Source organism: Bacteroides sp. 1001302B_160321_D4, assembly GCF_015667765.1.
Classification (GTDB): Bacteria; Bacteroidota; Bacteroidia; order Bacteroidales; family Bacteroidaceae; genus Bacteroides; species Bacteroides xylanisolvens.
Genome location: NZ_JADPLO010000071.1, coordinates 1 through 12,176 on the forward strand (window position 1 = coordinate 1; position 12,176 = coordinate 12,176).

Here is a 12,176-nt window from a genome sequence, read left to right on the forward strand (position 1 = left end):
TTTTTTTTTTTTTTTTTTTTTTTTTGTATGTTTAAGTACTTTTCTTTATGATGTTAAGTGTTTTTAATTGTTGTGTAAGCGTGATTGGCTGCTGTGGTAAGTGTTGTAGCTGTTGTGTGGTTGTCTTTTTAAGTATTTATAAGTTTAAAATACTTGTTTTTTGCTTTGGAGGTTGGTTTATAAGTGCATATCTTTAGCGGTTGAAATTCAGGGGGTGTAAAAGCCTGGGTTTGGATTGTCATATTAACAAATGATTAAATGACGAAAAGATGTTTTTTTATATTAAATGTGTATTGTTCGTGCTCGTGTTGAGTATAAGCGGAGAAATATCCGCTCAGGAGAAGCGTGATTCGGTAAGGATCTATTTTCATCAAGGAAAGGTAAATATAGATACATGTTTACTTGACAATGGGAACGAGATGGAGCGGTTTGCTAAAATCTGTTCCGCATTGAACGACTCCGTCCGTCTTATCAGGAAAATTCAAATAATAGGAGGAGCTTCCCCGGAAGGAGGGGGGCTGTTGAATGGAAGGCTGTCTGAAAAACGAGCAGAGGTTTTGTGGCGGTATATATCACCTTATATAAAGATTCCGGTATTGGAGAAGGATTTTCATTTTTCGGGAAGCGACTGGAACGGACTTATAACGATGGTGAGAGCGGATGTGAATGTTCCGGAGAGGGAGGATGTCCTTCGTTTGTTGGAGAAGATCGTCCGTTTGGAAAACCAGGACAGCCCTTATTTGGGGGGAGAACTGAAAAGACTGAAAGGGGGGAGGCCATACTCATATTTGTATAAATTCCATTTTCCGAAACTTCGTTCGTCGATGGTGAAAATATGCTATGATAGTGATCCGATAAATCCCGTCAGAGATACGGTATATATACATACACGTGATACGTTGTGCATCCGTGATACCGTTACCGTCATAGCTCCGGTAAAGAAACGGCCGTTTTGCATGGCGGTGAAAACAAACTTGCTTTATGACGCTGTTTTGATACCTGACATCGGGGTTGAGTTCTGTTTGGGGAAGAACTGGTCTGTGGCCGGGAATTGGATGTATGCCTGGTGGAAAAGTGATCGGAAGCATAATTATTGGCGTATCTATGGGGGAGATGTGGAGTTGCGCCGCTGGTTCGGTCGGAGAGCGGTGGAAAAACCGTTTTCCGGGCATCATGTCGGATTGTACGGGCAGATCGTCACCTATGATTTCGAATTGGGTGGGAAAGGTTACTTGGGGGATAAATGGAGTTACGGGGGAGGCGTGGCTTACGGCTACTCGTTACCTGTGGGACATCGGTTCAATGTGGATTTCACGTTGGGAATCGGCTACCTTGGAGGATCGTACAAGGAGTACATCCCTTTGGACGGTCACTATGTATGGCAGACCACTAAAAACCGCCGCTGGTTCGGCCCGACCAAGGCGGGTATCTCTTTGGTGTGGTTGATCGGGCGGGGGAATTATAGCCGGAAGAAAGGAGGCAGGCAGTGATACGGATACGCTTTAGTCTGGTGTTCATATTTTTATGGATAGGACTGACGGCTTGTGAGCATAAGGATTTATGTTACGATCATCCGCACTTTGCCACGGTGCGGGTAATATTCGACTGGACCAAGATTTCCAATCATGACAAGCCTGAAGGCATGAGGGTCGTATTTTATCCGACCGACGATGAAAGCAACACGTGGATATTTGATTTCCCCGGAGGAGAGGATGGGGAAGTGGAGCTTCCCGAGAATGATTACCGGGTAATTTGCTTCAACTACGATACCGACGGGATGGTTTGGAAAGAAAACGGCAGTTACACGCTTTTTACTGCCGATACGCGTGATGTGCAGTCGCCGGATAACCGGACAATGGCTGTCACCCCACCTTGGCTGTGTGGCGACCATATAGACGAAGTTATCCTCAAGGACATTCCGGGAGGAAGCGCGGAGATAGTACGGCTGACTCCCGTAAACATGGTATGTCACTACACGTATGAGGTGAACGGTCTTCGGGGACTGGATAGGGTGGCGGATTTGCGGGCCGCTCTTTCCGGCATGTCCGGCTCGCTTAACATGTCCGCCGACAGTTTGCCCGCCGGTCTTTCGGAGAGCCTGCTCTTTGATGGAATGGTTTCACGGAATCAGATTATAGGCGGATTCTATACGTTTGGACATTCCGCACTTGAAGGAGAGCCCAATGTTTTCCGGTTGTATCTCAAGAACCGTTCAGGCAGCATGTCTGTATTGGAACAGGACGTGAGCGGCCAAGTGCATGATGTCCCGGTAGTGGGGCATGTCGGTGATGTGCATCTGGTGTTGAATTTTGATTATGAGGTTCCATCCGAGCCGGGAAGTGACGGTGCGGGATTTGATGTGGACGTTGATGATTGGGATGATGTGAATATGGATATAGTGTTGTAATATGAGTTTATTAATTATATGTATCAATTTGATTTATTTTTATTTATGAAAAAAAGTACAGTAATGCTTTGGGCAATCTTTGGAGCTCTACTCATGGGTTGCTCAGACGAGGAGATTGCGAATGTGGAAACCTCCTCACGGAATGCGATTGGTTTTAACGTGTTAAGTAATGCGGCGGAAACGAGGGCTACCCCTACTACCAACACCAACTTGAAGAACACCGATTTCGACGTGTTCGCTTTTACGGCGGATGGTACTGCCTTCATGGGAAAGGTAGACACGGATTTTGGACATGACGGAGTGAATATCGTGTACAATAATGGTAAGTGGGATTATAAAAATGCGAGCGACCTTCGTTATTGGCCTACCGAGGCTTTGGACTTTTACGCATTCAATCCCGGAACGGTTGATGAAGCCATGCAGTGGAGTTATATGTGGGAAGCCACCAAGGATACTCAAAAGATAACTTATTCCTGCTCCGATGAGTATGGATCTGGTATCAATGCTCATGAAAACTACGACGTGATGTATGCCATAGCCAAAGGCCAGACAAAAGACAAGAACAACGGAGTAGTGAAATTTAACTTCAAGCATATTCTGTCACAGGTCGTATTCAAAGCAAAGACCGAATACGATAACATGCAGGTGAATATAAAGGACATCAAGATTTTTAATGTAAAAATGGGCGGCGTCTACACATTGCCTGCGACAGCCGATGGAACGGGAAGTTGGGCTGTGGGTGATTGGCCTGAAAGCTCTACAGGAGGAGGTTTTATTACCGTAGTGCAAGGCAAATTCATCGAGGTCAATAGTAATACCACAGCTACCGATATTTCCGAAAAAACTCCTATGCTGAATATACCACAGAAGCTGACAGCATGGAAAGTTTCCGAAGAAGCCACCAATACCAAGATAAAAGCCGACGGTGCGCATCAATGTTACCTGTCGATCACCTGCAAAATCCAGCAGTCCGGAGGTTATCTGTTGGGTTCAGCAGATAGTTACGGAACAATTTATGTTCCGTTCGGAGATACATGGGTAGCGGGCAAGCGTCATATCTACACGTTGATTTTCGGTGGTGGTTATACTGATCAGGGAGAGGCTGTGTTGAATCCGATCCAGTTTGATGCAGAGACAACAGGCTGGGTTGATGCAAATAGCAACGTAAACGTTAAACCTTAAACAAAAAGTTTATCAATATCGTACCCGTTGGCAGGTTAAACATACGCAAGATTAATCCCGCCAACGGGTTCTTTATAGGGAATCGCATTTTCAATATACTTTTTGATGTGTAGGGGTGCTTTTTGCGTACCTTTTTCCTGGAGAATTTCTTTTGTGGAGTGTTTGCCCTGTATATTCCCGATACGCTGTTATAGCAGGGAACTGTTTTTATCCAAGTAGTCAGATATAGCCTCTTGCAATACCGATTTTAGCGAATCGCCTTTGCGGATCGCGATCAGCTTTAAGTTCTGGTGATAGGTTTCGTCCATGACAAAATTACAATGCACGGTTTTCGCTTTCTTCGGCTTTTGAGCCTCTTTTTGCCCGGCCGTGGATTGGATCAGGCTGTCTAATCCCCCGGTCAGCCCGGCCGACATACTGTTTTTTAAATCGTTCTTCTTTGCCATATGGTTACTTTATTTCTGTTAGCAGTTCGTTACATACCTTTTCGTAGTCCTCTGCCCCGGCAGATTTGGGGGCATAGTGAAAAATATCCTGCCCTTGTGTCGGGGCTTCGGCCAGCGTAATGGCGTTGCGTATATGGGTGCTGAACACTTTGCCCTGGAATGTTTCCTGTACCAGTTCCGAAACGCTCTTGTTCAGGTTCTTTCTTCCGTCGTACTGGGTTATCAGAACCCCGGCTATCGAAAGATCCGAGTTCAAACGTTGCTGCACCTTGTGGACGACCTGCATAAGTTTGGCCATTCCACGCATTGCCAGGAATTGAGCCTGAACCGGGATAATCAACCGATCCGAGGCCGTCAGTGCGTTAAGCGTGAGCAGCGACAGCGAGGGGGGACAGTCGATCAGGATATAATCGAATTTCTCCTTTTGGCCCTTGATAAGGTGGGCTAAGATAAGCTCCCGTCCGGCCTCGTTGATTAACTCCGTTTCAACGGCCGAGAGATCCAGGCAGGAGGGAACGACGCTAAGGCCGTCCTTATGCTCGTAGATCGGCAGGTCGTATTCGCCTTTCATCGCACCGTAGATCGTTTGGGGAAGCTCCGCAGAGAAGCCCAGCGATTCGGTCAGGTTGGCCTGCCCGTCAAGGTCGATCAAAAGAACCTTGTACCCTTTTTGACGTAACGCACCGCCCAGGTTGATCGTGGTTGTGGTCTTTCCTACTCCCCCCTTGTGATTCAATACGGAGATTACTTTTGCTTTGCTCATAAATTCAGTTTTTTAAATGGTTGTCATGTCCGCAACATATAGTCAAAATACTAATATACTAAAAGACTAAAAGTAGTATTTTCGTTTTTTGCGTGTTTTTTGTACCGATCGGGGAAGCGTACCGAAATAAATCCTGTTTCCGTCTTTCGGTACGTTTTGTTTCTGTACCGGAATTAATCAAAGATTAGAATAACCATAAATGTTTTTATACGTTAATCATACGTATGTATATATGTATATATTTGTTTTGAGTATCTTTGTGTGCTATGAATAAAAAATAAAAGACATGAGCACTTATTCGTATAAAAATCCGAAGTTTATAAATTCCCCTAAAGGGGTGGTTGAAGTTGTAGAAGTGATTTATGACGGCAAAGATGATCCGGCCTATTCACTGGCTATTATTAAATGGGAAAATACCTATAAATTAGGTATTCGTTGGAATATCGCTTATAGTGAATGGGACGATTACCGCAAACAGAACGGGCAAGATGAATGTATAGGTAATCCACAGTCGAGAGGTATTCCCACCTGGTTTGTTTTGCCCGATGATATGATGTTTAGTGAGAAGTTCAGCGGTGCGATGCAGAGGCTTGATGAATTAAGAAAAGGTAAATAAGTAATGGAACAGGGAGAAATCATATTATACCAGCCGGATGAAGCGGTCAGGTTGGAAGTGAGGCTGGAAGATGAAACCGTTTGGCTGACACAGGCGCAAATTGTGGATCTTTTTCAATCCAGCAAAGCAAATATAAGCGAGCATATAAAAAACATATATGATCAGAAAGAATTAGAGGAAAGTTCAACTGTTCGGGATTTCCGAACAGTTCGACAGGAAGGCAAACGGCAAGTGATGCGCAATCTGACTTATTACAATTTGGATGCGATCATATCCATTGGGTTTCGTGTCAATAGTAAAAGAGGTATTTTATTTAGGCAATGGGCGAATAAGGTTTTAAAGGACTATCTTTTAAAAGGGTATTCCATTAATAAACGTTTGTCAGAACTTGAAAGGACTGTCGCTCAACATACCGAGAAGATAGATTTTTTTGTGCGTACTGCCTTGCCCCCGGTCGAAGGCATTTTTTATAACGGCCAGATTTTCGATGCGTACAAGTTCGCTACCGATCTGGTAAAGTCGGCCAGGCGTTCGATCGTGCTTATCGACAACTATGTGGACGAAACGGTCTTGCTCATGTTGAGTAAACGCAGCGTCGGTGTCTCGGCCACCATTTACACCCAGCGTATCACGCAGCAACTCCAACTTGATCTTGACAGGCATAACAGCCAGTACCCACCTATCGACATCAGGACGTACCGGGACAGTCACGACCGTTTCCTGATCGTTGATGAAACGGACGTGTACCATATCGGAGCCTCGTTAAAGGATCTGGGGAAAAAGATGTTCGCTTTCTCAAAGCTGGATATTCCGGCGGCTGTGATTACTGACCTGTTATAATATCCTTTGTCTTATGAATGGGCTGTCGCAAAAGAAAAACCCGTTCTTGATGAACGGGTATATCCTTGACTTGGTTACGTGTTTTGATAACAGAGGCTTTACCAAGCATTACAATGCAAAGATAGTAATTATAGGTTAATTAGCGAATTTCTTTTTTGGATAGATCCGGAAATAATGCCTCCTTGAAAGAGGTGGATAAGGTGATTAAAACAATAGATAAGGAAGAACAAAAGCAAAAGGGATGAATGTGGTTATTTATTCACGTGTAAGCTCGCAGTCGGCCAGGCAATCGACCGAACGGCAGGTTGTCGATCTGGAGAGGTTCGCAGCCGGACGGGGGTACGAGGTGACGGCGGTCTTTGAGGAAAAGATAAGCGGACGAAAGGCCAATATCGAACGCCCGGTTTTAAGCCGTTGCCTGGAATACTGCACAGATCCGCAGAACCGGGTGGATATGTTGTTGCTGACCGAGATCTCACGCCTGGGGCGTTCAACCCTGGAGATCCTAAAGTCACTCGATACGCTGCACACGCATAAAATATGCGTGTATATTCAAAACCTGAACCTGGAAACGTTACGGCCGGACAAGACGGTAAACCCCTTGTCCTCTCTGATCACTACCCTGTTGGGGGAACTGGCCGCGATCGAACGCCAGGGGATCATCGACCGCCTTAATAGCGGACGGGAGTTGTACATCCAGAAAGGGGGCAGGCTGGGACGGAAGCCGGGAAGCCGGAAAACGGCCGAACAGAGGAAAGAGGAATACCGGGAGGCGATCGCCTTGTTAAAGAAAGGCTACTCGATCCGGAACGTGGCGAAGCTCACGGGAAAGGCCGTTTCGACGATACAACAAGTAAAAAAAGACTTCATTAGTAGCTGATTATCGGAACAAATATTGTATTTTTGCAACAAATACGAGTAAATGCACATAATTAAAAACGAGTATTTACACGTGTCTAAAAACGAGTATTTGCACGAAAATAATCAGAATCTAAATAAAAACGGTTATGGCAACAATGGCGGAGAAAATGGCGGCTTCACTGGAGGAATTAAGAAAGCTCCAGGAGAAAGACCGCTGTGTCGTCCTGCAAGGGACGGCCGAGATAGGGAGGACGCATTTAACCCGGCTGTTGGATAACGGCTGGTTGCAGGAAGCCTAATCCGAAGCCGTCTTTTGCGGCGGCATTTGAAAGACGTTCAAATGCACCGAATACTCGTTGTTGCTCATCTTCGGTCATGCCCGTACCGGTATCTTCAACGATAAGTTTCAGCAAACCGTTATCATAATCCGCTGCCAATGATACACTACCGTTATCCGTGAACTTGATGGCGTTTGACAACAAGTTGTTGCCGATTTGCAGGATACGTTCCTTGTCGGTCAAAACCACCGCATCGGTGTGGCTCTCCACTATCAAAGTCAGCCCCTTGTTCATGGCAATGGGCATGAACTCCGTTTCAAGAATATGCGTGATTGCGGAAATCCTGCAAGGGGAAAGGTTGGGTTGCTCCTTGCCGTTGTCCAGACGGAAGAAATCCAGCAGCGTGTTGAGCATCTCCCGCATACGCTCGGAAGATTGCCGGATATTATCCACATACATGGTGCTTTTATCCGCGCTACAACTTTTCTGCATCAGTCCGGCATAGCCTCATTTTGTCAATCGTATTTTTTCGTGGTAGAAGTAGTTTACGATGACAGGTTTGCCTTTTTCCGAGCGTCCGTATGGCAGATCGTTTATACGATACGGGAAGCCCTGCTCCTTGGCGTAATTTGAAATGTCCTGCTCCAATGCCTGCCAGTATTCAAGCCTTTTTTTATTGTAAATTTCCTCGTAAAGCGGTATGAGGTCAGGATACTTCTCACGGATATACGTCATTATCCCGCCTTTGAACTGCCCGCGTAAATTCAGGTTTTCAAGCCAGATTAAATCAGCATAATCTTTTACCTCCTCTATTATTGCCTTTACGTCTGTTATTCTGGGGAATATGGGCGAGACGAAGCATACGGTGCGGATACCTGCCTCGTATGTCTGACGCATCGCTTTCAGACGGCGTTCAATGCTTACGGCGTTGTCCATATCTGCGCAGAACTGCTCGTCGAGCGTATTGACAGACCATGACACAGTCACTTTGGGAAAACTCTTCAACAGGTCGAGATCGCGAAGGACAAGATCGGACTTTGTGCATATCATAATCTCGGCATCGCTTCCTCGCAGCTCTTCGAGCAGCCTTCGGGTACGGTGGAATTCTTCTTCATACGGATTGTAACCGTCCGTCACAGACCCTATTACAACACGTTCACCGTCGTATTTATGAGGATTCGTTATCGGCTTCCAGTTTTTTACATCTAAAAACGTACCCCACGGCTCGGTGTGCCCGGTGAACCGTTTCATGAACGATGCGTAGCAATACCTGCAGGCGTGGGGACACCCTACATAAGGGTTGACCGAATATCCTCCCACCGGCAGAGAGGATTTGGTCATTACACTCTTTACATCTATTTCCTTTATTGTATCCATATTCATTGTATTCGTCTGGTAAATTGTTCCGGCAATTCCTGAATCATTCTTTCGTCGCCCATAATCGGCAGCAAATCCTCTTTCATGAACACCGGTATGCCATGAGCCTTTGCCTGTTCTGCAATGCTAAGCACCCATTCGGGGCGCGAATATGACTTTCCTTTTCGGTTTCCGGTCTCTGTGCCTATGACAATCCAGTCAATTCCCTCGAAATCAATCTCGCCGATATCATCGAAGAGAGGTTCAAACGTGACATGGTAGTGTCGTGCTTTGATATTCTTTTTCAAATCATCAATCCTCCTTTTCTCGGAACTGCGCGTAACGGTCACGCCCATCCATACGTTCTCGTCGTCAGAGGAGAAACTGATTTTGTCAGGGCGCTTCGTCAGAAAGATATAGGCGTGCTGGGGATTGCTGCTGATCCGCTCGAAAATTTCTGCGTTCCATTCAGGCTTCCAATCGGAGAAATCGCTCATTCCTGTCATGAGCCACACATGAGGACGGGACGTATCGATGATGCGCAGTTTTCGTTCCATGTATTCAGGCACGGAAAAGTCGTCGGTAATGTGGAAACGGCGGCAGTTGTTACGGGCATAGCAGTAAGGGCATCCTATAGTGCACCCTACCACTATGTTCATGTTTTTTATCAGGGATTTAATGCAGACACTCATAACACAACTGTTTCTCCGTCCTCCGGGATAATCAGCCGGCTCATGTCGGCTTCGTGATGCGTTGCCTCATTGCGCAGAATTGCACGGGTGGTCTGGCAATGGTCGATGGCATCCATGTGTACGGCTATCAGCTTGATATGCGAAGGCAATTCGTCAAGTATCTGCATCACTTCGTTCTCGTCGGGGATGATAGGACCGTCCGTTTTGGAAAATTCGGGAAAGATTGCACCTCCGGAGTTTACCACGATATAGTCAGGATTGAACCGTTCCACGGTGTCTCGGATACATGCTTCCCATCGGCAGTCACCCATTATATAAACGGTCGGGAAGCCCTCGGCTTTTAGCACATAACCTGATACAGGTCCCATCATCTGCCCGATCTGCCCGAAACCATGATGTCCGGTCGTGCGGTAAATGGATATGCCGTCTATTGTTTTTATTTCTTCGATGGGTATCACATTTGTAAATCCGTCGTTTCTGATGGCGTCCGCGTCCTGGGGCTGAACGTAGAAAGGAATTTCTTTGGGCAAATGTGTGGGGACACTCGGCTCGTAATGGTCGATGTGATTGTGGGTCAGGAGCACCATGTCCACGCCTCCGATAATATCCTGAATAGGAATGGTGAGGTGTACCCTCGGTGTTTTATTCACACCGAGGGCCGATATCAAAGTGCCTTTGTCGGCTAAAACGGGGTCAATTAGCATGGTGTGTCCCGCATACCTGATTTTCAAGGTGGCATTGCGCACCAATTGTACTGTAGATGTCTTTTTCATGACTATATGTCTTGTTATTGATTACGGGTGCAAAGTTCGGAAGAATCCGGCGAAACATCTATGCCTGAAAAAACGGTAATTATGCCATTTTGATAAATGAAATTATTATCTTTGCAAAAACGACAAGGATATGGACGAGATAATCAACCCTGATCGACTGGTCAGCGTACCGTTCAACAAGACACGCTGCGGCGTGGATTTTTACATCAATACTGCCATAAACAAGGACATCGGACTTGTGCTGACAGAAAACAAGCGGTTTAAGACAGACTTCTTCAGCTTCTACTTTTTCCGTAAGGCAAACGGATATTTGCTACTGAACTTCCGCAAGATTGAACTGCGCGACGGCATGGTTCTCCTGCTTTCACCCCATCAGCAACAAGAGTGGCATGTAGATGAGACGGCGTTGGATTACACGTTCCTTATATTCCGCGAAGATTTCATGCGTACTTTTATCGCCGACAAGTTCTTCGTTTTTCGCCTTTTGTATTGTTACCAGACAGATACGCCGCCTTACATCAATGCCACACATGACGAAATGAAGGAATATATGCGGCTGCTCGGAAAGATTAAGTATGAGCTGATGAATCCAGTGTCCGATACGTACAATATCATTGTTTCCTTACTATATTATCTTTTGCTGATTATCAATCGTACATACGCTGCCGCCTATTGCTTGCCCGCTGAAATTGCTAAAAACAATTTCGCTTTTCGGTTCAAGGACTTGTTGGAACAGAATATCCGCACCCACCAGCGGGTGCAGGAATATGCAGACATGCTTCATGTCAGTCGCATCACACTCAATAACTCAGTAAAAGCCCAATTCGGAGTATCAGCTACCCATTTGATAAAACAACGTCTGCTTGAGGAACTGAAGAACGAATTGCTATTCTCCAACCGCACTGTCAGTGAAATGGCGGATGATTTCAATTTCTCTGATCCGAGCCATCTCATGCGCTTCTTCAAACAGCAAACAGGCAAAACATTTACTCAGTACATGACGGATTACAATAAAGGCATATACGAATAACTTCTTAATATAGTCGATAGCGGCTATCGAAATATGGTTGTTGATGTTCAGGCGTTTTTGTACTGCATGAACCATTTTACGATTTCTGGATCTTCGTGCGAGCCGAGTAAGAAAGGCTTGTCGGTATCCAGCGTCTTTATCCGTGCCATGTCGTCGGCCGACAGGGTGAAGTCTAATATGTCGAGATTCTGCTTCATGCGTTCCGGTTTCACAGACTTAGGAATAATTATGCACACTGATATTTATCGCGCCCGGACAGGTGTTCGGTGCGGAAGATGACGGCATGCAGTTCCAACCAGATGGCTACCTGCTTATGTTCCATCCCGACCTGCTGCGGAATACACCTCTCGGGCGGATAATGCGTGAATATTCGTTCTTTTCCTACGAGACAAACGAGGCATTGCACCTTAGTGTGGAAGAACGGCAAATCATCATGGATTGCTTCCACAAGATTCAATATGAATTGAACCATCCGATACACCGTCACAGCAAGAACCTCATCACAGACAGCATCAAGACGTTCCTTGATTACTGCACACGTTTCTATGACCGTCAGTTCATCACACGCGACAACCAAAACCGAGACATCCTCGCAAGATTTGAGCGGTTGCTTGACGAATACTTCCATGATGGGGCTGCTAAACGGATAGGCTTGCCCACTGTACAGTATTGTGCAGACAAGCTCTGCCTCTCGCCCAACTATTTCAGTGATTTATTGAAAAAAGAAACAGGTTCAACCGCCCTGCATTTCATTCATGACAAGTCTATTGAAATAGCCAAGACGGAACTTGCATCTACAGACGACACCGTTAATGAAATCGCCTATAATCTCGGTTTTCAGTACCCGCAACATTTTACCCGACTGTTCAAGAAAGAGGTAGGTTACACTCCGAATGAATATAGAGCGCAAGTGTCGTGAGAATTGGATTAGT

The 12,176-nt window shown here is 45.8% G+C and carries 14 protein-coding genes and 1 pseudogene; 8 read left to right on the forward strand and 7 right to left on the reverse strand.

The features are described from left to right. Positions 1-269 precede the first annotated feature (269 nt). From KFO40_RS21470 to KFO40_RS21480, 3 genes are read left to right on the forward strand one after another with little or no spacing between them, the layout of a single operon-like run. Positions 270-1,490: a DUF3575 domain-containing protein gene (locus KFO40_RS21470; protein WP_008770283.1), complete on the forward strand. Its 1,221-nt coding sequence runs from the start codon at positions 270-272 to the stop codon at positions 1,488-1,490. Beyond that, positions 1,487-2,407, forward strand: coding sequence for a DUF5119 domain-containing protein (locus KFO40_RS21475; RefSeq protein ID WP_005868808.1), 921 nt, complete (start codon positions 1,487-1,489; stop codon positions 2,405-2,407). The genes KFO40_RS21470 and KFO40_RS21475 overlap by 4 nt, the downstream gene beginning before the upstream one ends. Before the next feature lie 45 nt (positions 2,408-2,452). Next, on the forward strand, positions 2,453-3,589 hold the full coding sequence (locus KFO40_RS21480; protein WP_171030154.1) for a fimbrillin family protein: 1,137 nt from the start codon (positions 2,453-2,455) through the stop codon (positions 3,587-3,589). Positions 3,590-3,777: 188 nt separating this feature from the next. On the opposite strand, the gene KFO40_RS21485 is transcribed toward KFO40_RS21480, so the two are convergent. Together KFO40_RS21485 and KFO40_RS21490 are read right to left on the reverse strand one after the other, a co-directional pair. Continuing rightward, positions 3,778-4,035, reverse strand: a complete 258-nt coding sequence (locus tag KFO40_RS21485; protein ID WP_005648607.1) for a hypothetical protein — start codon at positions 4,033-4,035, stop codon at positions 3,778-3,780. Positions 4,036-4,039: 4 nt separating this feature from the next. Continuing rightward, complete coding sequence (locus tag KFO40_RS21490) at positions 4,040-4,798, reverse strand: ParA family protein (protein ID WP_005868802.1); 759 nt, start codon at positions 4,796-4,798, stop codon at positions 4,040-4,042. A 286-nt stretch (positions 4,799-5,084) separates the two neighbouring features. Between KFO40_RS21490 and KFO40_RS21495 the strand changes: the two genes are divergently transcribed. The 3 genes from KFO40_RS21495 (at position 5,085) to KFO40_RS21505 (ending at position 7,134) form a co-directional block, all read left to right on the forward strand. After that, a complete protein-coding gene (locus KFO40_RS21495; RefSeq protein WP_005868799.1) occupies positions 5,085-5,414 on the forward strand; it encodes a hypothetical protein in 330 nt (109 codons plus the stop codon). Between the two features lie 3 nt (positions 5,415-5,417). Continuing rightward, the gene (locus KFO40_RS21500) at positions 5,418-6,254 is read left to right on the forward strand and encodes a virulence RhuM family protein (protein WP_005868798.1); all 837 of its coding nucleotides are present in this window, start codon (positions 5,418-5,420) and stop codon (positions 6,252-6,254) included. 241 nt (positions 6,255-6,495) lie between these two features. Continuing rightward, positions 6,496-7,134, forward strand: coding sequence for a recombinase family protein (locus KFO40_RS21505; RefSeq protein WP_007564634.1), 639 nt, complete (start codon positions 6,496-6,498; stop codon positions 7,132-7,134). 274 nt (positions 7,135-7,408) lie between these two features. Here KFO40_RS21505 and KFO40_RS21510 read toward each other — a convergent pair. The 4 genes and pseudogenes from KFO40_RS21510 to KFO40_RS21525 form a co-directional block, all read right to left on the reverse strand. Further along, positions 7,409-7,900, reverse strand: a pseudogene (locus KFO40_RS21510) (sensor histidine kinase); the annotation flags it as partial. Continuing rightward, a complete protein-coding gene (locus KFO40_RS21515) occupies positions 7,901-8,776 on the reverse strand; it encodes a radical SAM mobile pair protein B (protein WP_004329298.1) in 876 nt (291 codons plus the stop codon). Next, on the reverse strand, positions 8,773-9,441 hold the full coding sequence (locus tag KFO40_RS21520; protein ID WP_004329299.1) for a radical SAM mobile pair protein A: 669 nt from the start codon (positions 9,439-9,441) through the stop codon (positions 8,773-8,775). The genes KFO40_RS21515 and KFO40_RS21520 overlap by 4 nt, the downstream gene beginning before the upstream one ends. Then, positions 9,438-10,214 carry an MBL fold metallo-hydrolase gene (locus KFO40_RS21525; protein WP_004329300.1) on the reverse strand — a complete coding sequence of 259 codons (777 nt, stop codon included), beginning with the start codon at positions 10,212-10,214 and terminating at the stop codon, positions 9,438-9,440. The genes KFO40_RS21520 and KFO40_RS21525 overlap by 4 nt, the downstream gene beginning before the upstream one ends. A 130-nt stretch (positions 10,215-10,344) precedes the next feature. Here KFO40_RS21525 and KFO40_RS21530 point away from each other — a divergent pair, with 130 nt between their 5' ends. Beyond that, entirely contained in the window at positions 10,345-11,244 is a 900-nt protein-coding gene (locus tag KFO40_RS21530; protein WP_004329302.1) for a helix-turn-helix domain-containing protein, read from the forward strand. 47 nt (positions 11,245-11,291) lie between these two features. On the opposite strand, the gene KFO40_RS21535 is transcribed toward KFO40_RS21530, so the two are convergent. Then, positions 11,292-11,480, reverse strand: a complete 189-nt coding sequence (locus KFO40_RS21535; RefSeq protein WP_005775886.1) for a hypothetical protein — start codon at positions 11,478-11,480, stop codon at positions 11,292-11,294. A gap of 23 nt (positions 11,481-11,503) precedes the next feature. Here KFO40_RS21535 and KFO40_RS21540 point away from each other — a divergent pair, with 23 nt between their 5' ends. Then, a complete protein-coding gene (locus KFO40_RS21540) occupies positions 11,504-12,163 on the forward strand; it encodes a helix-turn-helix domain-containing protein (protein ID WP_004329304.1) in 660 nt (219 codons plus the stop codon). The last annotated feature ends 13 nt before the right edge of the window (positions 12,164-12,176 follow it).

Coding starts and splice junctions, on each gene's coding strand:
- KFO40_RS21470 (WP_008770283.1), top strand. CDS start 270: ATGTTTTTTTATATTAAATGTGTATTGTTCGTGCTCGTGTTGAGTATA.
- KFO40_RS21480 (WP_171030154.1), top strand. CDS start 2,453: ATGAAAAAAAGTACAGTAATGCTTTGGGCAATCTTTGGAGCTCTACTC.
- KFO40_RS21485 (WP_005648607.1), bottom strand. CDS start 4,035: ATGGCAAAGAAGAACGATTTAAAAAACAGTATGTCGGCCGGGCTGACC.
- KFO40_RS21490 (WP_005868802.1), bottom strand. CDS start 4,798: ATGAGCAAAGCAAAAGTAATCTCCGTATTGAATCACAAGGGGGGAGTA.
- KFO40_RS21495 (WP_005868799.1), top strand. CDS start 5,085: ATGAGCACTTATTCGTATAAAAATCCGAAGTTTATAAATTCCCCTAAA.
- KFO40_RS21500 (WP_005868798.1), top strand. CDS start 5,418: ATGGAACAGGGAGAAATCATATTATACCAGCCGGATGAAGCGGTCAGG.
- KFO40_RS21505 (WP_007564634.1), top strand. CDS start 6,496: ATGAATGTGGTTATTTATTCACGTGTAAGCTCGCAGTCGGCCAGGCAA.
- KFO40_RS21515 (WP_004329298.1), bottom strand. CDS start 8,776: ATGAATATGGATACAATAAAGGAAATAGATGTAAAGAGTGTAATGACC.
- KFO40_RS21520 (WP_004329299.1), bottom strand. CDS start 9,441: ATGAGTGTCTGCATTAAATCCCTGATAAAAAACATGAACATAGTGGTA.
- KFO40_RS21525 (WP_004329300.1), bottom strand. CDS start 10,214: ATGAAAAAGACATCTACAGTACAATTGGTGCGCAATGCCACCTTGAAA.
- KFO40_RS21530 (WP_004329302.1), top strand. CDS start 10,345: ATGGACGAGATAATCAACCCTGATCGACTGGTCAGCGTACCGTTCAAC.